Source organism: Desulfoplanes sp., assembly GCF_054921335.1.
This window is the reverse complement of record NZ_JBUDSQ010000027.1, coordinates 1-22,790: the sequence shown is the minus strand read 5'-3', so window position 1 is coordinate 22,790 and position 22,790 is coordinate 1. Positions and strand designations below refer to the sequence as shown.

Annotated in this window: 20 protein-coding genes, 1 tRNA gene and 1 other RNA gene; 18 read left to right on the top strand and 4 right to left on the bottom strand. The window is 58.3% G+C overall.

The annotated features are described in order from the left end of the window. Nucleotides 1–183: 183 nt before the first annotated feature. The 13 genes from ACY692_RS07840 to ACY692_RS07780 all read left to right on the top strand — a co-directional run bounded on the left by ACY692_RS07840 (nucleotide 184) and on the right by ACY692_RS07780 (nucleotide 13,946). Nucleotides 184–1,290 (top strand): ABC transporter ATP-binding protein, encoded by a 1,107-nt coding sequence (locus tag ACY692_RS07840; RefSeq protein ID WP_462324797.1) that lies wholly within the window; start codon nucleotides 184–186, stop codon nucleotides 1,288–1,290. A gap of 179 nt (nucleotides 1,291–1,469) precedes the next feature. After that, nucleotides 1,470–2,978 carry a glycerol-3-phosphate dehydrogenase gene (gene glpD / locus ACY692_RS07835; RefSeq protein ID WP_462324796.1) on the top strand — a complete coding sequence of 503 codons (1,509 nt, stop codon included), beginning with the start codon at nucleotides 1,470–1,472 and terminating at the stop codon, nucleotides 2,976–2,978. 214 nt (nucleotides 2,979–3,192) lie between these two features. Then, nucleotides 3,193–4,149 (top strand): HAD family hydrolase, encoded by a 957-nt coding sequence (locus tag ACY692_RS07830; RefSeq protein ID WP_462324795.1) that lies wholly within the window; start codon nucleotides 3,193–3,195, stop codon nucleotides 4,147–4,149. Nucleotides 4,150–4,284: 135 nt separating this feature from the next. Beyond that, on the top strand, nucleotides 4,285–4,653 hold the full coding sequence (locus ACY692_RS07825) for a diacylglycerol kinase (protein WP_462324794.1): 369 nt from the start codon (nucleotides 4,285–4,287) through the stop codon (nucleotides 4,651–4,653). Between the two features lie 314 nt (nucleotides 4,654–4,967). Further along, a complete protein-coding gene (gene hisD, locus ACY692_RS07820; RefSeq protein WP_462324793.1) occupies nucleotides 4,968–6,278 on the top strand; it encodes a histidinol dehydrogenase in 1,311 nt (436 codons plus the stop codon). Nucleotides 6,279–6,612: 334 nt separating this feature from the next. After that, the gene (locus ACY692_RS07815) at nucleotides 6,613–7,509 is read left to right on the top strand and encodes a phosphoribosylaminoimidazolesuccinocarboxamide synthase (RefSeq protein WP_462324792.1); all 897 of its coding nucleotides are present in this window, start codon (nucleotides 6,613–6,615) and stop codon (nucleotides 7,507–7,509) included. Between the two features lie 150 nt (nucleotides 7,510–7,659). Beyond that, nucleotides 7,660–8,424 (top strand): enoyl-ACP reductase FabI, encoded by a 765-nt coding sequence (locus ACY692_RS07810; RefSeq protein WP_462324791.1) that lies wholly within the window; start codon nucleotides 7,660–7,662, stop codon nucleotides 8,422–8,424. Nucleotides 8,425–8,704: 280 nt separating this feature from the next. Beyond that, nucleotides 8,705–8,797: transfer RNA gene (locus tag ACY692_RS07805), tRNA-Ser, on the top strand. Between the two features lie 47 nt (nucleotides 8,798–8,844). Beyond that, nucleotides 8,845–8,940: signal recognition particle sRNA small type (gene ffs, locus ACY692_RS07800), an RNA gene on the top strand. 354 nt (nucleotides 8,941–9,294) lie between these two features. Further along, nucleotides 9,295–10,212: a Tim44 domain-containing protein gene (locus tag ACY692_RS07795; protein WP_462324790.1), complete on the top strand. Its 918-nt coding sequence runs from the start codon at nucleotides 9,295–9,297 to the stop codon at nucleotides 10,210–10,212. Nucleotides 10,213–10,303: 91 nt separating this feature from the next. Next, the gene (locus ACY692_RS07790) at nucleotides 10,304–10,441 is read left to right on the top strand and encodes a hypothetical protein (RefSeq protein ID WP_462324789.1); all 138 of its coding nucleotides are present in this window, start codon (nucleotides 10,304–10,306) and stop codon (nucleotides 10,439–10,441) included. Nucleotides 10,442–10,464: 23 nt separating this feature from the next. Further along, nucleotides 10,465–10,773, top strand: a complete 309-nt coding sequence (locus ACY692_RS07785) for a M55 family metallopeptidase (protein ID WP_462324788.1) — start codon at nucleotides 10,465–10,467, stop codon at nucleotides 10,771–10,773. Between the two features lie 383 nt (nucleotides 10,774–11,156). Beyond that, entirely contained in the window at nucleotides 11,157–13,946 is a 2,790-nt protein-coding gene (locus ACY692_RS07780) for a molybdopterin-dependent oxidoreductase (protein WP_462324787.1), read from the top strand. A 366-nt stretch (nucleotides 13,947–14,312) separates the two neighbouring features. On the opposite strand, the gene clpB is transcribed toward ACY692_RS07780, so the two are convergent. The 3 genes from clpB to ACY692_RS07765 all read right to left on the bottom strand — a co-directional run bounded on the left by clpB (nucleotide 14,313) and on the right by ACY692_RS07765 (nucleotide 18,391). Then, nucleotides 14,313–16,916 (bottom strand): ATP-dependent chaperone ClpB, encoded by a 2,604-nt coding sequence (gene clpB, locus ACY692_RS07775; RefSeq protein ID WP_462324786.1) that lies wholly within the window; start codon nucleotides 16,914–16,916, stop codon nucleotides 14,313–14,315. A 69-nt stretch (nucleotides 16,917–16,985) separates the two neighbouring features. Further along, entirely contained in the window at nucleotides 16,986–17,309 is a 324-nt protein-coding gene (locus ACY692_RS07770; RefSeq protein ID WP_462324785.1) for a chaperone modulator CbpM, read from the bottom strand. Nucleotides 17,310–17,392: 83 nt separating this feature from the next. Continuing rightward, on the bottom strand, nucleotides 17,393–18,391 hold the full coding sequence (locus ACY692_RS07765) for a DnaJ C-terminal domain-containing protein (protein ID WP_462324784.1): 999 nt from the start codon (nucleotides 18,389–18,391) through the stop codon (nucleotides 17,393–17,395). A gap of 186 nt (nucleotides 18,392–18,577) precedes the next feature. Here ACY692_RS07765 and ACY692_RS07760 point away from each other — a divergent pair, with 186 nt between their 5' ends. Continuing rightward, nucleotides 18,578–18,823 (top strand): hypothetical protein, encoded by a 246-nt coding sequence (locus ACY692_RS07760; protein WP_462324783.1) that lies wholly within the window; start codon nucleotides 18,578–18,580, stop codon nucleotides 18,821–18,823. Nucleotides 18,824–18,993: 170 nt separating this feature from the next. On the opposite strand, the gene ACY692_RS07755 is transcribed toward ACY692_RS07760, so the two are convergent. After that, entirely contained in the window at nucleotides 18,994–19,653 is a 660-nt protein-coding gene (locus ACY692_RS07755) for a YkgJ family cysteine cluster protein (protein ID WP_462324782.1), read from the bottom strand. Between the two features lie 145 nt (nucleotides 19,654–19,798). Between ACY692_RS07755 and tsaA the strand changes: the two genes are divergently transcribed. From tsaA to ACY692_RS07735, 4 genes are all read left to right on the top strand, one after another. After that, nucleotides 19,799–20,311, top strand: a complete 513-nt coding sequence (tsaA, locus tag ACY692_RS07750) for a tRNA (N6-threonylcarbamoyladenosine(37)-N6)-methyltransferase TrmO (protein ID WP_462324781.1) — start codon at nucleotides 19,799–19,801, stop codon at nucleotides 20,309–20,311. A 122-nt stretch (nucleotides 20,312–20,433) separates the two neighbouring features. Then, nucleotides 20,434–20,652 carry a translation initiation factor IF-1 gene (gene infA / locus ACY692_RS07745; RefSeq protein ID WP_462324812.1) on the top strand — a complete coding sequence of 73 codons (219 nt, stop codon included), beginning with the start codon at nucleotides 20,434–20,436 and terminating at the stop codon, nucleotides 20,650–20,652. A 135-nt stretch (nucleotides 20,653–20,787) separates the two neighbouring features. After that, complete coding sequence (locus tag ACY692_RS07740; protein ID WP_462324780.1) at nucleotides 20,788–21,648, top strand: PHP domain-containing protein; 861 nt, start codon at nucleotides 20,788–20,790, stop codon at nucleotides 21,646–21,648. Between the two features lie 117 nt (nucleotides 21,649–21,765). Next, a partial coding sequence (locus tag ACY692_RS07735) for a peptidase U32 family protein (RefSeq protein ID WP_462324779.1) occupies nucleotides 21,766–22,790 on the top strand: 1,025 nt, incomplete at its 3' end.

Genomic DNA, 22,790 nt, shown 5'->3' with positions numbered 1-22,790 from the left:
GAATCCATCCTTGTCGTTTTTCGGCCATTGCACTATGAGCTTCGTGTTACGTCTGTGTGACGGAAACAATAATCGATAATCCGGCAAGGACGTTGGCACAATGCCGGAAGACCACCTGGTCGAGGGAGGACACTCTTGACCGATCAGGACGGGACCCTTCAAGAGACCGGGACGGAGCAAACAATGGCAGAAGTCGTTATTTCCGACGTGTACAAGATGTATGGAAAGGTGGAGGCGATCCACGGGATCAACCTGGAAATCAGGGACAAGGAGTTCATCGTCTTTGTTGGCCCTTCGGGCTGCGGGAAATCGACTACATTGCGCATGATCGCCGGTCTCGAGACCATCTCCGCAGGAACCATGCGCATTGGAGACAGGATCATTAACGATCTGGCCCCCAAAGACCGCAGCGTGTCCATGGTTTTCCAGAACTACGCCCTGTATCCGCACATGAATGTGTATGACAACATGTCTTTTGGCCTAAAGCTCAAAAAACATTCCAAGTCGGTCATCCAGGCCCGGGTCCAAGAGGCGGCGGAAATCCTCGGGCTGACCGACCTGCTCAAACGAAAACCCTACGAGCTCTCGGGCGGACAGCGCCAGCGTGTGGCCATGGGCCGGGCCATCGTCCGCAAGCCCGCGGTCTTTCTTTTCGATGAACCATTGTCCAACCTCGACGCCAAACTCAGAACCCAAATGCGCGCCGAAATCAAACGTCTGCACCAGAAGGTCCGGTCGACGATCGTCTACGTGACCCACGACCAGGTTGAGGCCATGACTCTGGCCGACCGGATCGTTGTCATGCGGGACGGCTACATCGAACAGGTCGGCAGCCCGGTCGAGTTGTTCCAGAACCCGGTCAATACCTTTGTCGCCGGGTTCATTGGGAACCCGCCCATGAACCTGGTCGAATGCACCCTCGGAGGCGACGGCGGGGCCATTTCTTGTCAGGGTAGATTCTCTCTCCCCGTTCCCGGAACCAAAGCGGCCAACCTGCACCACAAGGGGCATGGAAACAGGGACGTCATCCTGGGAATCAGGCCGGAAAACCTGAGTGTGAACAACGGCGACAAGAGTAATCTGCCCGATGCCTGGAAGGTCGACGCCCTGGTCGATTTTGTGGAACCGTTGGGGAGCGAGACGTATTTGCACGTCACAATCAAAGATATCGCCTTTCTTGCCAGAACCAAGGGAACGACCGCCATCAAGGAAGGGGACACCGTCCCTCTGGTTTTCGACCTGGAACGCATGCACCTCTTTGACGCCAAGTCCAGGCAATCCCTTTCCTGACACTCCCAAAAATCATCAAAACCCGTCCCGTAAACCAGGTGTCCCCCTCGTCCCAGAACCAATAGGCGGGGAGTTGGCCGTTCCGCGCCATCCAAAGATCGCACCGCTCCCCCTGCCGACCGGGGGGGGGTGTCCGATCCTATCGCTGTTATAAAATAAAAAACCAAGGAATACCCAATATGCTGCGCAAAGACTACCAGGTCGCCGTCATCGGCGGCGGCATCAACGGAACCGGGGTGGCCAGGGAAGCGGCCTCCAGAGGATACTCCACGCTGCTCGTGGAAAAAAAGGATTTCGGCCATGCCACCTCGGGACAGAGCTCCAAACTGGTCCATGGAGGCATCCGGTACCTGGAAAACTATGACTTCAAACTGGTCCGTGAGGCCCTCAAGGAACGCCGGGTTCTCCTGCAGACAGCGCCCCACCTGGTCCATCCGCTGCGGTTCAACATTCCCGTGTACAAAGACGACAAACGTCCCGCATGGATGGTCCAGACAGGATGCAAGCTCTATGACCTGTTTGCAGGCCGTCAGAATCTCCAGCCCTCGAGCCGGTTGACCGCCCGCGAGCTGCAGGGGCTGTCCATGCTCCGCCAGGACGATCTCTCCGCCGTGCTCCAATACTCAGACGCCCAGACAGACGATTCGCGCCTGTGCCTGGCGACGGCCCTGACCGCGGAAATCTACGGGGCCGACGTCCACAATTTCATGACGGCAAAGGATGTCCGGGCCAAGGGCACCCATTACGAACTCGAGCTCCATGACAATCGTTCGGGAACGGACCACCTGGTCAGGTGCAGATATCTGGTCAACGCGGCCGGCCCCTGGGTCCCCGGTCTCGACCGGGAGCTCTCGCAACAGGCCGGACATCCGGACCTCAGATATGTCCGTGGCATCCATTTCGTGGTCCCCAGAATGTTCGACCATACCGGATTTCTGGTCATGCCTGCCGATGGGCGGATCGTCTTTGTCCTTCCCTGGAAGGACAACTTCACCCTCATCGGGACCACGGAATCCGAATTCACGGGGGACGAATTCGACACCATCCCCCCGAGCGAGGAAGAAATCGGGTATCTCATCGATGTGACCAACCACTACTTTCCAACGAGCAAGCTGACCCAGGACGACGTCCTGCACATCTACTCCGGCGTACGGAGTCTGGTTTCCCACGGCGAGTCGAGCATGACCACCATGTCCCGGGAATACTCCATTGTCGACGATCATCAGTCCGTGGGCTCGGGCTACCTGGGCGTATTCGGGGGCAAGCTGACGACCTACCGTTCTCTCGGAGAAAAAGTGGTCGACCGGATCGCGGGTGACCTGGTTCCGGCTGCACCCCGCAACCACCACACCGACCGGGATCCGATCATCGGCGCGGGCACGGTTCCCGAGGGACTCGCTCATGCCTGGACCCGGCGATTGCATAAACGGGGCGTGCGGCAGGGACTTGTGGAGGAATGGACCAAACGGCACGGATCCCAATGGCTCGAGGTGGCCAGGTATGTGCTCGAGGAAAAGGGATTCGAACAGGAGATCCTGCCCGGGCTGTGCCGGGGAGAACTCGCCTACATGAAGGACGTTGAAAAGGCGGGATCTCTGCGAGACATCATCGTACGCCGGACCAAGCTCATCTATACGGCATCCCAGGCCGACAAGGATATCCTGGAACACGAATTAGAAAAACTCTAATGCGGCCAAGCCGCAGTTTTGGGGTTTACGTTGTACGTTCAACCGGTTGCAGAATTTTCTTGTTTTTTAGGGCAGACTTTCACGGGTTAGGTACCAACAACCGAACAAGACGGTCCCGGAATGGACCTGCACAGGGAGGGCCGGGACCCTCGACTGGACCTTTCCATTGTCTGGCCGTATGTCCATATTCCACACCAACAACTACGGTCTTGCCATGCATCCAAACATCCCCCGTCCCGTTGCCCCTTCCGGCCTCCCATCCGGCATCGTGTTCACGGATCTGGATGGAACCCTGTTGCGCAGTGACCGCACCCTGTCCCCCGTGGACAGGGCCGCACTCCAGGGGCTGAAGGAACAAGGAATCATCAGGGTCGTGGCCACGGGGCGCTCGCTCTCCTCGTTTCTCGGAGCGGTCGGACCGGACTTCCCAGCGGATTATGTCATCTTTTCCACCGGGGCGGGCGTGGCTTCCCTGGCTGACCGGGCAATCCTTCGAGCTACAACCCTGCGCCGGGATGAAATCAATCTGGCGATGGGTGTCCTCCGTCGGGCCGGGCTGGATTTCATGCTCCACCATCCCATTCCGGACAACCATTGTTTCTCTTATGAGCAGCGTGGCGGTCCCAACCCGGACTTCATGACCCGGCTCAAGGTACACGAACAATGGGGACACCCCCTTGAACCGGGGCAGACCTGGGAACAAGCCAGCCAATTCGTGGCCATCATTCCGCCCTGGCAAGGGCTTGAGCCCTTGGTCCACGTACGTGCCGAGCTTGCCGGGCTGAGTGTCATTCGAGCGACATCGCCTTTTGACCACACCTCGACCTGGGTGGAAATATTTCCGGCCCAGACATCCAAAGCCCATGCCGCCGCATGGCTGTGCGCATCATTGAACATTCCCCTGCACCACACCATGGCCATAGGCAACGATTACAATGACCTGGACCTGCTGGAGATGAGCCTACATCCCTTTGTGGTCGCCAATGCCCCCCGGGATCTTGTGGAACGATTCCCCGGCGTCCCGGACAACGACCATGCCGGCGTGGCCAGGGCCATAGCCATGTGGATGAAGGACCGTCCGGCGAGGCCTGAAAACCTCTGCCATGGCGCGGGCCCGGATCTTGTAGGCCAAGCACCTGCCCCGTACGTCAAGGCAACGCCAAACGCATAACGATCCCGGATCAAGTCCTTACAATGACGCCATGTTCGGCTCTGTGCACCGCATAACGACCACGGCCGTCCCCGTACCCCGTCTCCTCCCAACAACAAGCCGTCTCCCGGGACAACGGTCGAAAGCCACCATACTATGCCCAAACCCGAATCCAATCCATTCACCCATCTTGTTCCGGCCTGCCACTATTCCTGGAAAGGGCTGACCGCGGCCGTACGCCACGAACACGCCTTTAGACAGGAATTGATCCTCGCCGCCATCATCATTCCTCTGGGCATCTACCTGGGCGATGACATGGCAGAAAAAATTCTTTTGGCCGGATCCTGGATCCTGGTCATGGCCGTGGAGCTGCTCAACTCGGCAGTGGAAGCCGTGGTCGACCTGGTCAGCCCGGACTATGCGCGCCTGGCAGGCAGGGCCAAGGATCTGGGATCGGCCGCCGTGTTTCTGGCCCTTGTGCTCTCGGGCCTCACCTGGCTCATGATCCTCACAGCCCATCCATAATATATTTCTCATTGCGGAGCGGCCGGCGTATGTTGTCCAGCTCCCTGGACCGTCGAGCGTCTGCTCGGCAATGCGACCACGCAGCGGCAAACAACTGGGGTAGAAGGGGCCGACCACCCGGTAACGACGGACGCACCGGCATTTCACATGCCAGCATTCCATTGTCCCGAGCGGAACCTCCCCCGTGCTTCCTCCCCATTCCCCCTTGGATTGACATCCCTTGGTGCCCCGCTTATTTTTTCTATTTTGCACGCGGTCAAACCGCTCACGTCCGGTCTTTTTCAAACCGATCCATCGATCCCCAAGGAGCCCCCATGCCCTGCCGTGATATCACCTATACCGATACGTCCTCCTGGTCGCCCATCAACGACTGGCTGGCTGGACGCAAGGGACCCAAACAGTCCGTGGAGAAACCCGTTCTCGAGATCCTCGGAGCGATCAAAATCCGCGGCGACCAGGCCCTTGCCGAATACACGTCCAGATTCGACTGTCCCGAGTTTTCCCCGTCCAATATCGCGGTCACTCCTGAAGAAATACAGACCGGCTGCGCCGGAGTTTCCGCAGAAGACAAGGCCATCATTCGGGAAGCCGCGGACAATATCCGTTCGTTCCACGAGAACCAAAAACAGCAGTCGTGGATGGTCACCCAGAAAAACGGAACCATCCTCGGCCAGATGGTCTCCGCCGTGGACCGCGCCGGGTTGTACGTTCCCGGGGGACAGGGCGGAGAGACCCCGCTCATCTCCAGCCTGCTCATGAACGCCATCCCGGCCCAGGTGGCCGGGGTGGGTGAGATCGTGATCGTCTCCCCGCCCAGGAAGGACGGTACCCTGAACCCATCCATCCTGGCAGCCGCGGACATTCTGGGGATCAACAAAATCTTCCGGGCCGGGAGTGCCTGGGCCATCGCCGCGCTGGCCTACGGGACGGAATCCGTCCCACAGGTGGACGTGATCGCCGGGCCGGGCAATATCTTCGTGACCACGGCCAAACGTATTCTGGTCGGCGAAGTGGGCATCGACATGATCGCAGGCCCGAGCGAAATCGCCATTCTGGCCGACGCATCCGCCACCCCGGAATGGCTGGCTGCGGATCTTCTCTCCCAGGCCGAACATGATCCTCTGGCCTCGTCCCTGCTCATTTCTCCGGACAAGGACATCCTGGCACAGACCCGAGAGGCCCTGTGCCGTCAGGTTGAAGAGCTGCCGCGACGGGAGATCGCAGCCGCCTGTCTGAAGGACTGGAGCGCGTGCATCCACGTTCCGGACATGGACACCGGATTGGAACTGGTCAACAAGATCGCCCCCGAGCATTTCGAACTCTGCGTGAGCGACCCCTGGTCCATGATCGGCAAGGTCAAAAACGCGGGCGCCGTGTTCATGGGCCACCACACCCCGGAACCCGTGGGCGACTATTTTGCCGGCCCCAACCACGTCCTGCCCACCCTGTCCACGGCCCGGTTTTCCTCGGCCCTTTCGGTTGAGACTTTCTGCAAAAAAACGAGCATCATCGCGGCCAGCGACACCTATATCCAGGAACATGGCACGAAAATCGCCCGCCTCGCCCGCATGGAACAGCTCGAGGCCCATGCGAGGAGTATGGAACGACGGATGAAGAAGAACTAAAGGATATAGGATGGAAGGATATAGGATATAAGATTCCCGTAGGGGAAGGCCCCCGTGCCTCCCCTTTGGCCGAGCCCCGGGAGGCAGGGAACGGACATCCGCGGTCGAAAGTCTGAGGTCATCCCGGCCTTCGCCGGGATGACGGAATAGGGCAAAGATACGTCTCGAAAAATGCCACCTGTCATCCAAATCCCGACACATCCCCAACCGTCCTCTATCCTTTATCTTATATCCTCTATATCTTACATCCTATATCTTTCACCCCTCCGCCTTTCCCTAAAACATAAAATGTAAAACATAAAACATACAACCTCTTCCCCCCCCCGAGGTCCCCATGCAGATTGTTACCCGAACAGACATCAAGGAATACCCCCTCCTCTCCCGCGGCAAGGTGCGGGACATCTATGAGATCGACGAGTCGACCCTGCTCATCGTGACCACCGACCGGATGAGCGCCTTTGACGTGATCATGGACGAGCCCATTCCCTACAAGGGAGTCATCCTCAACCAGATCACCATCTTCTGGATGGACAGGTTCAAGGACATCATAGCCAACCATCTCCTGGCCACGGACGTGGAGGACTTCCCCGCGCCCCTGGCCCCGTATGCCGACCAGCTCGAAGGGCGTTCCGTTCTGGTCAAAAAGGCCAAGCCCCTGCCTATCGAGTGTATTGTTCGCGGGTATATCACCGGTTCCGGGTGGAAGGACTACCAGAAATCGGGCAAGGTCTGCGGGTACGAACTTCCTGGGGATCTCCAGGAATCCCAGCAACTTCCCACACCTCTGTTCACCCCGTCCACCAAGGCCGAACTCGGCGAACACGACGAGAACATCACCATGGGCAAGGCCAGAGAGCTGACCGGCGAAGGCCTGGTCAAAACGATCGAAGACGTGGTCCTGTCCATCTATGAACAGGCATCGGCCTATGCCAGTAAGCGGGATATCATCATTGCGGACACCAAGTTTGAATTCGGCCTCCAGGGCAAGGAGCTTCTGCTCATCGACGAGGTACTGACACCCGACTCATCCCGATTCTGGCCGGTTCAGGGGTACGCACCAGGCAAGGGCCAACCCAGCTTTGACAAGCAGTATCTCAGAGACTGGCTGGCCGGGACCGGATGGGACAAAACCCCTCCCCCTCCGACCCTGCCGGACGACGTCATCACCAACACCCGGGAAAAATATCTCGAAGCGTACCATTTACTGACCGGTCGAGAACTTGACCTCTAGATCGGACCGTGGTGAACTGCACCCCACACGCATCACATGCTGATCCGCCGACACAATAATCCGGGAACGGCCAGGCCGTTCCCGGATTTTCTGGGCACCATGCACTGAGCACCCACTCAACCTACCATTCGAACGAACGAGGAATGATCCATGCTTTTACAAGGAAAAAAAGCTCTTATTTTCGGCATCGCCAACGAGCGGAGCATCGCCTATGGCATCGCTTCCCAGATGAAAAAACAGGGGGCAAAACTGGCTATGAGTTACGCGGGCGAGGCCATCAAGAAGCGCATCGACCCCATTGCCGAGGAACTCGATGCCGAACTGCTTGTCCAGTGCGACGTGACCAGCGACGAGGACGTGAGCCGCTGCGCCGATACGGTCAAGGAATCTTGGGGGGACATCGATATCCTGGTCCACTCGGTGGCCTTTGCCAACCGCAACGATCTCAAGGGACGGTTCATCGATACGTCCAGAGACGGATTCCTTTTGGCCCAGAATATCTCGGCCTACTCTCTGGTCAGTCTGTGCAGGGCCTTTGAGCCCATAATGACCCGGGGCGGTTCGGTCATGGCCATGACCTACTATGGATCGGAAAAGGTGATCACCAATTACAACGTCATGGGTGTGGCCAAGGCCACGTTGGAGGCATGTGTCCGCTATCTGGCCGCGGATCTCGGTGAAAAGGGCGTCAGGATCAACGCGTTGAGCGCGGGCCCCATCAAGACCCTGGCCTCATCGGGGATATCGGGGTTCAAGACCATCCTACACACCATTGAGGAACGCGCCCCCCTGCACAGGAACGTCACCCAGGAAGACGTGGGCAAGGCGGCCCTGTACCTGGCCTCGGATCTGTCCACCGGGACCACGGGCGAGGTCATCTATGTGGATTCCGGTTACAACATCATGGGGATTTAGCGGGAAGTGCTCAGCGCACGGCTTGCGGTACGCCGTGAACGAACCGACCCCGGTTTGGCATACGGCTTTTTGGGGATCGGAGAGGCTTGTTCCCGGGAGCGCGGGATCTTTGCTCCGTTGTACGGCCAATATACCGGCTAAAGACTCCATTTTTCAAAAATGTAGTGGTCCGGCACCCCCTACCGTGCTCGTCCAAAGAACGGGAGAAAAAAAAGTTCAATTCTCCCGTTTTTTTTCTTGCCAAACAGAGCGGTTTTGTTTAGCTACGCATTTCTGTTGCGGAGAGGTGGCCGAGTCTGGCTGAAGGCGCACGCCTGGAAAGTGTGTGTACCCTAACCGGGTACCGGAGGTTCGAATCCTCTCCTCTCCGCCATTTTTTTTCTTATCCGATATTTCTCATCCCATCGAATCCCCAGACACAGAGTGAAGCCGGGCGGCAGGAGTGCTGCCAACCCCGTCAGGCCCGAGAGGGAGCAGCGGTAACAGTTACTTTTGGGTGCCCGGCTTCTCTAACAGGGGCGTCTTTTACGACGTCCCTGTTTGTGTATGGAGCGATTTTCCTTGACGTCTTCCGATTCCTCCTTATTTGATATTCCCGTTCGAGTTGTTCGTTCCCGTTTTTTGCGCCCGTCAAACAGTATAATGTCCCCGTCATCCCGGCGTAGGCCGTGCTCTCCAGGATACGTCGAGTACACGCATTCCTCTACGGCGAATCGATGACGCACGCACATCTACAGTCGTAGGGGCGATTCGAATCGCCCCTACGGATGTAAAGCCGTTGCGTTATTGATCGATGGCGATCCCCTGTTGTATCTTATATCGTTTATCGTTTATCCTATATTCTGTATCTTGCAAAAAAAAGGAGTCACTATGCGTCTCAAGCATATCCTCATCCTGCTTCCGATCATGCTTGTCACCCTGACCGTCATGGCCATGGTCCAGACCGCCGAGGCCAAACGGTTTGGTGGGGGGAGGTCCTTTGGCGGACGTTCGTCCTATTCCAACAAGTATTCCCGGTCCACGCCGTCCAAGAATTTCGGGAAGCAGAGCACCCGCAACAATCGTGCGGGCCAGACACCCAACCGTAGCCGTTGGGGCGGTATGTTCGGCGGCATGCTCGGCGGCATGCTCATGGGTGGCCTGCTCGGCTCCATGTTCGGCGGCGGGCATTTCATGGGTCCCAACCTGCTGGACCTGCTGCTCATCGGAGGGGGTATTTTTCTGCTGATGCGCTTTCTGCGCAAACGGCGCGAGGCATCGGTGGGGGCCACATCCTCGGGCGGCAATCCCTACACCATGAACCGCCAATCCGCGCGCACCCATGATACGTCCCCCTCGGGGGGATCGGCCTGGGACAACCTGCAGTCCGGATCCGGCCCAACCACCGGTACGACCCAATCGGCAACCATCCCTCCCGGCTTCGACCAGGAAGACTTCATGGAGGGAGCCAAGACCGTATACCAGAGGCTGCAAACGTCCTGGGACAAACGGGACATGAACGATATACGGACATTCACCTCCCCGGAAGTGTACACGTTCATTGAAGAGCAGTACAAAAATGACCCCACCCCGGGGACCACGGAAATCCTCCTCATCAACGGCGAAATCCTCGAGGTCAAGACCATGGGCAACCAGACCGTGGCCACGGTCTATTTCGACGTGCTCATGCGCGAAGATCCCGCAAGCCAGGACACCGAACAGGTCCGCGAGGTCTGGCATTTCAGCAAGTATGAAAACAAATCCGGGGACAACTGGGTCCTGGAAGGCATCCAGCAGCTCGAGAACTAGCATGGCTGAACTACGATGCATCTTCTGCGGTGGCCCCGCCGAAATCCGGGGGACCTGAGCCAAGGGACGCGTCGTGTGCAGGTCCTGCCACATGGATGTTCCCCTGGCGATGTACCGGGATGAAATCGAAACCTACAAAGAGGCCATGTGCTGCGAATTTGCGGCCGAATGCGGGGATGAAGAAAAAATTCTTCCCGCGCATGGGCACAGGAATGCTGAGAACAAATAAAGCAAAAAGGCCTGCAACATATATTGCGGGCCTTTTTGCTTTGTTTCCATTGTGCTGCATACCCCTTTCCTCCGTGCCCTTGGGGCCAGACAGAAACGACAAGATTCTTCTCCCCCACCCTCTGCCGCCTCCGCCCCCCCCTGACCATAACCGATCCCGTCTCCATGCAGGTCTCCCTGACCACCACCTCGGGGGCGGACCGCATCCTCCGCATGCCTGCCACCCGGCGCAAAGACGGCAGGACCGTGACCTGGGAAGGAAAATCCATTCTGGAAGCCTACAGGGCCTTCCTGATCATGAGTGACCTCATGGATCTGATCCACTTTATTTAAATCATAAATCCGACGAGTTACGTATTAAAACAATGCTGTAATCCCTCCCCGCATGTGATTTTTTTCTCAACCGAGAGGAGACAATGTGTCATAATTTATGACCGGCTTGTTCCCTCTCGGTTGTTTTTTTCACGAATACAGACTTTTTTGTCCGGATGATTATTTTTGTATAGTGACCAAAGGATACCCAACCGGCCCCGCTTGCCCCCCTTCCAGCGTCCGCACCAATGCCCCGGCCCACAACCTCTGGACCGCGACCGACACTCACGGGACCATAACGGCGTGCGGACCTGGACGGGGTGTAACGACCACCCCCATCCGGATTCATGAAAAACAGGCACACAAGGGTCCACACCCTGCGCCCATCAACGGGAGGAGACTCCATGACAACCACGGCAAAGACCAACCGGGCAATCATCTACCGTTTTCTGGCAACCCTTTTTAGGGACGAGCCCTTCCTGAAAATCATCCAAACCTTTGCGCCAAACGGCTCCCAGGGCAAAATCACCCCTGAAATCCCGGCAGATTCCACCCCCGCAAAATCCCTGGAGCGATTGACCGCCTTTCTGGGTACCGACTCCCCGGAAGCCATGCTCAAGGAACTCCGGTACGAATACGCAGACCTCTTTCTGAACGCCGGATCATCCCCGGTTTTCCCCTATGCCTCCGTGCATCTCTCCGGGATTCCCGTTGTCCAGCAGGAACCCCTGTTCCGCGTGCGCGAGACCCTGCGGGCCATGGACGTGCACGTGGATCCAGAGTTCAACGATCTGGATGAACACGTCAGCGTGGTGCTCGAGATATGCGCCACCCTGCTCCAACGTGAAGACCTGGACGCCTACGAGGATTTCCTCGCCTCGGACCTTATGCAATGGGTGCCCACATTCTGTGACCAGCTGGAAAAGAATGGATCCTCCCCCTTTTACCGGGAATGGGCCCGGATCTGCCGCGGTTTTATCACGGAGTGTGCCCCACTCTCAGCAGCCGCCCCCCCCTGCGGACCATGCATCCAGGGACTGGCCCAAGTGATAGACAAAGCCGGTCTCGGCTCCCCGTCACCGCTGCTCCTGCCCGGCGCCACTTCTCCCCTGCCGGAGCAGGAGATTCCCACCCATTGCTACACCTGCGGGGCCCTGTGCGGGATGACCGCCAAGGTCAGGGACGGGGTTCTGGTCAAGGTGGCCGGACTCAAGGGCGATCCCAAGGGAGACGGCCGCCTCTGCCCCAAGGGGGGAGCAGCGCCCAAGCACGTGAACAGCGCCTACCGCCTCAAGTCCCCGCTCATCCGGGAGAACGACCGGTTCCGCAAGGCGAACTGGGACGAGGCCCTGGACCTGGTGGCCACCCGTTTGGCCGAAATCCCCCAGGGCAAGCTGGCCTATTTCCGGGGCAACGATTTTGCCGGATTCGTGCACGAGACCTTTTTCGAACATCTGGGCTGCCCCAAGGGGACCCACAGGACCATGTGTGACAATGCCAACCGCATGGCCAACGAGCACAACCTGAACGACAAGCGGCCGTGGATCAATTACGAACAGTCCGACTACATCATCCTCTTCGGCAACAATGAGCTGGCCACATCCTATGGCCAGCGCAAGACCGCCGGGCTCAAGGCCGCCCTCAAGCGGGGGGCCAAACTCGTGGTCTTCGACCCCCGCAAGTCGGAAACAGCGGCCAAGGCGACCACCTGGGTGCCCATCAAACCGGGCACGGACGGGGCCGCGGCCATGGCCATGGCCCATGTGATCATCAGTGAAGAGCTGTACGACAAGGAGTTTGTCCGGGACTGGACCTCGGGCTTTGGACCCTTCAGGGACCGTGTTCTCGGCCATGAAGACGGCACGGCCAGAACGCCGGAATGGGCCGAACCCATCTGCGACATCCCGGCCGGAACCCTTCGGACCATTGCCCGGGAGTTCGCCCGGGCCACGGCCAAGGGCGTCATGTCCTGGTCGGGGCTGGCCCAGACTCCCAACGGCCACTGGGCAACGGCGGCCATCCAGGCACTGAACGGATTGTGCGGCACCTTTGACGCCCCCGGCGGTCCGTGCCTGCCCTGGAAGCGCAAGCTCGGCTCGGCCTGGCGGGACGGCCAGATCAAACCCGAAAAAACGCCCGCGCCCAAGGTGGACCATTTCCAGCTCTGGTCGGGCTGGTCCCCGGCCAAGTTCGAGGACCAGGTCGCTGACGGCCGCATTCAGGGGCTTGTCTCCTATTGGGGCGATCCCGTGCTGACCTGGGGGAATTCCGGATCCGTGACCCGGGGCATGAAGGGGCTCGACTTTTCCGTGACCATCGACGCATTCATGTGCAACACCGCCCTGGTAAGCGATGTGGTCCTGCCCGATGCCACCTGGCTGGAGCAGAGTCAGGTCAAACCCGACTGGCTGTACGAGGCGTTCCTGAGCTATTTCGCCCAGGTGGTCGAACCCATGTACGACACCCGGCCCATGGCCCGCATCGTTCAGGGGCTGGCCGACCGCATGGGCGTGAAGGATGCCGTGCCCTGGGCGACCATGGAGGAGGCCTTTGCAAACCAGATGCGCGACCTGCCCTGGGATTTTCAGGAGCTCAAGGAAAAGGGCTATGTGATCACCGACCCGGCCACCTACTATAAGTACAAGGACTGGGGAACCATCAACACCCCCAAGGGGTATGGCAGCTCCGGCACGAGCCGGACCGGCAGATACAATTTCCTCAATCCCGTGAGCGTGGAAAAAGGGGTGGATGCACTGCCCGATCATAAGCAGATCGATGCCGGGCTCACACCGGACACGGAGTTTCCCTTCATCTTCGGCAACTTCAGGATCCTGCAGCACGAGCATTGCTCCACCTTCAACAACTACCAGCTGATGAAGCTCAGGAAAACCAACGCCCTGATCATGAATGAGGAAGATGCACGCAGGCTGGATATCCAAAAGGGCGATACCGTGACCGTGGCCTCCCCCTGGGGGTCCGTGACCATCACAGTGGAACCCACTGAGGGCATCAGACCCGGCGTACTGGGCGCGGCCGGGGGCTATGGCCACGTACGGGGGCTCGAAGGCGATCCCGCGTTCCCGGATTTTGGCGGGATCAACGTTCCCGGGGCCCTTATGCCCCCCAATATCACCGAACCCACGGGGGGGACCCCGCTGCTCAAGTACATCAAGGCCAGCGTGGCCAAGATGTGAACCATGACCACCCACAAACACCCCAAAAAAGGCGGCCCGGATCCGGGCCGGCTTTTTTGGGGTCCACTCTGGGCATGATTGTTCGGTTGTATCTATCCAGCCACTGACGGCCTGCATACAAACACCTCTCTAGATCCCAGCCTGCCGGGAGGCGACAAAAAACCCCGGCCAATCCAAGGGGACTGACCGGGGGTCAAGCGCTGCTTGTCGGTGCATCGATCCACCGACAAGCAGCCGGACGATGAACCGTGTCTGGTTAGTTATACCATTTTTACTTTGTTCTGATCCTTTTTGGGAAAGTCAGATCCGCAAGGTAGAAGCGGCTTCCAGCCGCTTTTCTTTGGCCAGAATTGAGCAAAAATGGTATTAGGAATTTCTGACCACCAATCCGTTGTCGTCCCTGTCGATGACCACATTGGTTCCCTCGAGCAGTTGGCCTCCAATGATCGCCTTGGCCAGAGGGGTCTCGATGTGCGCCTGGAGATACCGGTGCAGGGGTCTGGCCCCATAGACAGGATCATAGGCCTCGCCGGCGATCAATTCCCTGGCACCATCCGTGAGCTCCAGACCGATCTTACGCTCGTCCAGCCGTCCCTGGAGGCTTTCCAGAAGCAGGTCGATGATCTTCTTGATCTCTTCCTTGAGCAACGGCTTGAACAGGACAACCTCGTCCACACGGTTCAGAAACTCCGGACGGAAATGGCCGCGCAGGGTCTGCAATACCTGCTCACGGACGCCATCGGCCAGTTCTCCTTCCGGGGTGATCCCGTCGAGCAGGATGGTCGAGCCCATATTCGAGGTCATGATGATGATCGTGTTCTTGAAATCCACGGTCCGACCATGGCTGTCGGTCAACCGGCCGTCGTCCAGGATCTGGAGGAGGACATTGAACACATCGGGATGGGCCTTTTCGATCTCGTCAAACAGGACCACACTATAGGGTTTGCGCCGGACCGCCTCGGTGAGCTGCCCGCCCTCATCGTACCCCACATACCCGGGAGGGGCCCCGATAAGCCGGGCCACTGTGTGCTTCTCCATGTACTCGGACATATCCAGCCGGACCATGTTTTCCACGGTGTCGAACAGGGTCCGGGCCAGGGTCTTGGAGAGCTCGGTCTTGCCCACGCCCGTGGGGCCGAGGAACATGAACGAACCGATGGGCCGGTTGGGATCTTTCAGGCCCGCCCGGGCCCGAAGAACCGCGTCTGCCACTGCCTCCACGGCCTCATCCTGACCGATAACCCGCTCATGCAGGATGCCCCCGAGCTTGAGCAGCTTCTCCCGCTCCCCTTCAACCAGTTTGTCCACCGGGATATGGGTCCATTTGGCCACGATCTGGGCGATGTCGTCGGGACCGACCTCCTCTTTGAGGAGGCGGGTACCTTCAAGGCCCTGACCGGCGTGCTCACTCTCCTCGAGTTGCCGGGTCAGCTGGGCCAGGCGACCGTACTCGAGTTCAGCGGCCCGGTTCAGATCATAGTTGCGTTTGGCCTCGTCAATGGCCAGCCGGGTCTGCTCGATGTCCTTTTTCAGATTCTTGAGCCCGTCGATGCTGCTCTTTTCCTTTTCCCATTGGGCCATGAGCACGCTCTGGCGCTCCCTGATCTCCACGAGCTCCTTCTCCAGACGTTCCAGACGTTCTCTGGAGGCCGCGTCGGTCTCCTTTTTCAAGGCCTCCCGCTCGATCTCCAGCTGCATCATCTTCCGGTTGACCTCGTCGAGTTCCGTGGGAAGGGAATCGATCTCCGTACGGATCATGGCCGCGGCCTCGTCCACCAGGTCGATGGCCTTGTCCGGCAGCTGCCGGTCGGTGATATACCGGCTGGAAAGGGTCACCGCGTTGACCAGGGCGCTGTCGCTGATGCGCACGCCGTGGTGGACCTCAAACCGCTCCTTGAGGCCTCGGAGGATGGAGATGGCGTCCTCCACGGACGGTTCCTCGACCATGACCGGCTGGAACCGCCGCTCCAGGGCCGGATCCTTTTCAATGTACCTGCGGTACTCGTCGATGGTCGTCGCCCCGATGCAGTGGAGTTCCCCCCGGGCGAGCATGGGCTTCAAAAGGTTCCCCGCGTCCATGGCCCCTTCGGTCTTGCCCGCCCCGACAATGGTATGGATCTCGTCGATAAAAAGAATGATCCTTCCTCCGGACTTCTGGACCTCCTTGAGGACCGCCTTGAGCCGCTCTTCAAATTCTCCCCGGTACTTGGCCCCTGCGATGAGCGCTCCCATGTCCAGGGCGAACAGGGTCTTGTCCTTGAGTCCCTCGGGGACATCCTGCTTGAGGATACGCTGGGCCAGGCCCTCGACGATGGCCGTCTTGCCCACTCCGGCCTCACCTATGAGCACGGGATTATTCTTGGTCCGGCGGGAAAGAATCCGGATGCACCGCCGGATCTCGCCGTCACGGCCGATGACCGGATCGAGCTTGCCCTGCTTGGCTTCTTCCACGAGATCCCGGCCATATTTTTTGAGGGCGTCGTAGGTTTCCTCGGGATTGGCCGAGGTCACCCGCTGGTTGCCCCGGACCTCGGTCATGGTCTGGAGGATCTTGTCCTTGTCGATCTTGAATTGCGCGTTGATCTTGCCGATGTCCGTGGTCGCGCCCCCGTCCAGCAGGGCCAGAAAGACATGCTCCACGCTGACATACTCGTCTTTCATCTTTTCGGCCAGTTCCAATCCCTCCAGGAGGACGGCATTGACCCGCTGGCTGACATAGATGTTACCCGGCGCGCCCCCCGGGGTACTCACCTTGGGACGGCGGCCGAGCTCCTGCTCCACGGCCTTGGCATAGGCCGCTGGATCGTATCCTGCCTTTTCCAGAAGCACGCCCACCAACCCCTGTTCCTGGGTGACCAGGGAGAGGAGCAGATGTTCCACATCCACCTCCTGATGCCCGAATCGGATGGCGATATTCTGTGCCTGGGAAATGGCTTCCTGGGATTTCTGTGTGAATTTATTCAAGTCCATGTATGTACCTCCCTTGCTGGGTTGCACGGCTGTCCACTCTACAACGGTCCTGTCGGATACGATCGAAAATCAGTATTTTTGCCGGACTCTTTGGAGTTCTTCTTCCAAAAATTCGATCCGGTTGAGCAGATCCACGATGATGGTCACCCCCACTGCGGTCAGGTCGAAATCCCTGTACAGACGGGCCGCCTTGCGGATGCGGGGTATATCCCTGGTTGCAAAGACATATTCGTTCTGGGCGGTCCGCTCGGCGCTGAGCCAATCGCTTTCCACGAACTCCTGCAGCACCTCGGGAAGGATGCGGGTCGCCTCCACAAACTCCTCCCGGCAGACCTTGGATGATTGCGCCGGGACCTCGGCCCCAGGACGGGGTGTCATTGTTTTTTCATGCATGATTCCGATAACCTCCGGATTATTGAAAGGACCGTCGAACAGCCATGGATACATCCTTGTGCATATTTTTTATTCAGGTTCCATCATCCCCTGGGAGTGAAATCCGAAATCTTGGCCATCTTCTCCCAGAGCGTGCGTTCCTCTTTGGAAATATTTTTAGGGCTCTTGATGACCACGTGGACCATCTGGTCCCCCTGCTTGGCACCACTGCCCAGTCCCTTGCCCTTGACACGCATTTTCTGACCACTGCTGATGCCGGCGGGGATGTTCATCTCCACCGCACCGTCCAGAGTGGGCACCCTGACCGTGGTTCCGAGTACCGCCTCCCATGGGGTCAGGGGCAGGTCGTAGATAATGGTCGTTCCGTCCACCGAGTACTTCGGGTGTCCGGCAATCCGGATCTTCAGGTACAGATCACCGGCAGGCCCCCCGCCCATGCCCGGGTTGCCCTGGCCGGACAGGCGGATCCTGGAACCGTCCTTGACCCCCTTGGGGATGTTCACCTCCAGGGTCTTGGTCCGCATCTGCGGCATGCCCCCCGGGGTCGGAACCTGTTCCTGCAAAGAGATGGATTTTTTCCCCCCATGGTAGGCGTCCTCAAGACCGAGTTCGATCTCCACGTCGGCATCACGTCCCTTGCGGGACATCCCGCCTCCGGCACCAAAGGGACCGCCCGAAAAACCGCCCCCCCCCTGCCGGGTGAACCGGGCACCCTGGCCGGAAAAACCGCCACCAAACCCGCCACCAAAAATGGTCTCGAAAAAGTCGCTGAACCCGGAATCTCCAAACCCCTGACCACCACCGCCGAAATGCATATCCTCGAACCCCGGAGGCGGCTGGAAATTCTGGCCGTCCCTCCAGTTGGGGCCCAGGGAATCATAGAGCTTCCTCTTTTCGGGATCCTTGAGGACATCATGGGCCTCGTTGATTTCCTTGAATTTCTTCTCCGCGTCGGCATCGTTAGGATTCAGATCGGGGTGATACTTGCGGGCCAACTTCTTGAACGCCTTGGAAATCTCTTCCTTGGGCGCGGTCTTGGAAACCCCGAGTAGTTTGTAGTAGTCTTTATATTCAACACCCATATAAGGTCTCTCCTTGATGTTTTCCCACGTGCACCCTTATGGGCGCTTGGATCCCGAACCCATGGGGTGCGTAGGGGTTATCGTACAGGCTATCGTGACCACAACGATACGCGGCCTGTCTGGCCGCTCATCGGTAACCGACTGTAAGATAAGAATCTTGCACCCACAGTCAAGTTTCTGACAACAATGTTCCGTTCTGATACACCTATTCGAGAAATGGTTCAACGTCTTGGTCACGAGACACGCCCACATTGCCGGGCAGCCCGGGCCCATATCTCCTACCAAAAGGGTTCCGGCACCCGGATAGCCCGGGACACCGTGATCCAGCGGGAAAGGCGGCAGGCTGGGGCACGCCAAAGCGGGACCGGACCGGATCAGGGGGCAGGACCGGACAACCTTCCCGGCAAACGTCCCTGCCGGAAGAAATCCTGATCGATGGCGGGAGGCACATGGATGCTAACCCAGAACAACGTTGAAACACGAAGTTTTCAAAATGGATTTTGGATGTACTTTCAAGGCAACCAAACCGTAGGGGTGCCTCTACGGATCGTCGATTGGATCAAAGGTTCGATAACAACCCAACATTCCAAAATGGTTTTGGTTTAGCGGTCGACAAAGTATCCCAGAAAATCGCTGGAAGCGAACCAGGGGGCATATCCCAAAACGGCTCTGAAAAGGGGACGGCCAAAATAACACTCCAGAACATTTTCCAAGACCCCTGTCTTTTCCCGAAGAGCATCCCTGAAGCTGAGATCATAGGAACACATATCCAGAATCTTTTGGCGCGCGCCAACAGCATCCATGCCGTCCTCCCGGACAATCGATCCGACCGTGGACAGGGCGCAACGGGTTTCATGTTCCATGATCAGTCCTGCCAATGCCGACCCCTCGGGGACGAGTTCTAAACGGGTGAGCCGTTCACCACTGCGCATGAGTTCCTCGATGGGGCGAGTATTCCAACACATCAGGACACGGCACTGCAGGGGACGGTGGCCATAAATCCGGCACCCCTTGAGGGCGGGATCGTAAAAACGACACTCCCAGGAACCTTTCTTCCCCCGGATCTTGACCAACTCCTTCTCAAGAGGTGCCAACCGTTGACCGGCCTGGTCAAAAGCATATTCGCCCTTCCGGAAACAAACCAGGTCAGCGGGCTCAAGGACCTTGCCCTCGAGCAGCCTTTTGTCCTCGGGGTGCAGCCCGGGGCCTCCCTTCATGCAACACGTACCACATCTGGCACATTCTTGTTTGATCGCAGACACGGAATTTTCTCCTCTATATCCATCCGTTCATCCATACACCGACATCCGTACCCCTTTCCGGGCCGATATCCACTCCTTGACGAACGGATTTTTTTTACGCACGAACGAATCCACGCCATCCCGACACCATTTCCAAGGAAACACCATGCCGTTGTTCAGCTTCCAGCCCATAGGAACGATCCACTCCCCGCACAAGGCGCTCGAGGGAATGCCCATACAGCCATCCGGGGCAGCCGACGTGACCGGCACCGTCCATGTCTACCAAGATTTTGTCCAAGGGCTCAAGGATCTCGAGGGATTCTCCCACCTCATACTGCTCTATGCATTCCACGCAAGCCAAGGGTTCAGTCTCGAGATAACCCCGTTCATGGACACCACCACACATGGTCTGTTCGCCACCCGTGCGCCCCGCAGGCCCAACCCCATCGGACTTTCCGTGGTCACCCTCGTCGAACGGCGGGGACCGGTCCTGACCATCCGGGGGGTGGACATCCTCGACGGCACCCCACTTTTGGACATCAAACCCTTTGTCCCCAAATTCGACAGCCCCGAGGTGGCAGCTACCGGCTGGCTGGAAACCAATGCCTCCAAGGCCGAAAAATATCGATCCGACCAAAGATTCTCCCAGCCCGATACGTCCCCGTCACGCGACAAATGACAAGAGTGGATGGAGATGTTGACTTTGGCAGGTGCTGCGGCTATGCATTTAGTTTTATCAAAGAGCAAGCATCCTTTTTGGGGATGCACGACCATCACCACTGCAAACACGGGTACCAATACATGGCCAAAGAAGAAGCGATCGAAGTCGAAGGCGTTGTCGAAGAAGCACTCCCCAATGCGATGTTCCAGGTCAAACTGGACAGCGGACATATCATCCTGGGGCATATTTCCGGAAAAATGCGCAAATACTATATCCGTATCCTTCCGGGTGACCGGGTCAAGGTGGAACTCTCTCCCTACGACCTGACCCGGGGTAGGATCACCTACCGTTTCAAATAGACACGCTGCTTGGTCTTTTTTTGAAAGGATAGTCACGATTCCGGGCTATCCTTTTTTACTATGCGCAAAACCGGCCGACATTGCCCCCCACTGCAAGGCCCTGACTCTTGCCTGCCACCACAAGGACAAACCACCATGGCGGAAATCGATCTCCATTCACACTCCACGGCATCGGACGGCACACTCACGCCCACCGAACTGGTCAAACACGCCAGCGACTTGGGGCTTCGCGCCCTGGCCCTGACCGATCACGATACCACCAACGGCCTGCATGAAGCCATGGAGGCAGGAAAACAATACGGGGTCGAGGTTATCCCGGGGTGTGAGCTGAGCGTCACCTTCCAGCCCGGGTTCATGCATATCGTGGGTCTTTGGGTGCCTCCGGACGCCCCGCATCTGAACACGGTGCTCAAGGATCTCCGGGACAAACGGGCCACACGTAATGAACGGATCATTGCCAAATTGAACGGACTCGGCATTGATGTCACCTACCGGGAGATCCTCGATCTGGCTGGCGACGGCACGGTGGGACGCCCGCATTTTGCCAGGGTCCTGATGCAAAAAGGGATCGTGTCTTCGATCCAGCAGGCCTTTGATCAATACCTCGGATCGACGGGTTCCGCCTATATCCCCAAGGACAAACTGACCCCGGAGATGGCCATCCGGGCACTGAACAAAGAACAGGCGACCATCGTCCTGGCCCACCCCTATTCCCTGGACCTTTCCGGCGACGCCGAAGCCGCAGAAATCGAACGGCTCGGCAAACTGGGCATAGACGGGCTCGAGGCATATTATTCCCTGCATTCTCCCAGTCAGACAAAAAAATATCTCGATCTCTGCAAACGGTTCGAGCTCCTGCCGAGCACCTCGTCGGATTTCCACGGCTCGGTCAAACCGGATATCGAACTCGGTGTCGGCAGGGGCAATCTCGAGGGGCCGTACACCATTCTTCAGGCCTTCAAGGAGCGCAGGAAAGAGCAGGGGGTGGGGGGCTGAAAAAAGACAAAGGATATAAGATATATGATACAAGATATAGGACTCGTCCGCTTTGTGTCACATATCCTTTATCCTATATCCCTTCTATCTTCCATCCTTAATCCCCTCCTTTCCCCTATGTCGTCTCCCCTCCCCGAACTCCTGGCCCCGGCCGGTAATTACGAAAAGCTGGAAACAGCCGTGGCCTATGGGGCCGATGCCGTGTATCTTGGCGGAACATCCCTCAACCTGCGGGCCAAGTCACAGGGATTTTCAGCCCGCAACCTGCCGCAAGCCCTTGAATTTGCCCATGCCAACGGGGTCGGCGTCTATTATTGTCTGAACATCCTGGCCTGGGAGAAGCATCTCCCACGAGTGGCAGATACCCTGGAACACCTGGCAGAGCTTCCGGTTGACGGCCTGATCATCGCCGATCCGGGCATTGTCCGGCTGGCACAACAAATCGCCCCCCACATCCCCATCCATCTGAGCACCCAGGCCAACACCTCCAACAGCTCTTCGGCCATGTTCTGGAAGGACATCGGGGTGAGCCGGGTCAACCTGGCCAGAGAACTCGGTGCGCGGGCCATCCGGAGTATGGCGGAGAACGTGGACGGTCTCGAGCTGGAGGTTTTTGTCCACGGGGCCATGTGCATGGCCATTTCAGGAAGGTGCCTGCTGAGCGGACACCTGAACCAACGCTCGGCCAACCTGGGGCTGTGCACCCATCCCTGCCGGTTCGACTATAAAACCGTGGCCATCCGGGTGGACGAACGGACCCGGCCCGGTGAAGGGCTCTGGGAGATCACCCAGGATGAAGACTACTCGCGCATCCTGAGCGCCCAGGATCTCTGCCTGGTCAAATACCTCCCCTGGTTCGTCAACAACCGGATTGCCTCGCTGAAGATCGAAGGACGGATGAAGACCTCGGCCTACCTCTGCCGGGTGGTGGACACCTATCGCACGGCCCTGGACAATACGGCCTCTGGTACTTTTCGGCCGGACAAGTATATGGATCAGCTTTCACGGGCAGCGACCAGACCACTGAGCTCGGGATTCTTCTGCCCGAAACGCAAGACATTCTTCACGCCTGAGGCTGCGCCCGAAAAGACCATTCTGGGAAGGGTCACCAGACAGGTTGGTAGCGATTCGTGGGAGATAGC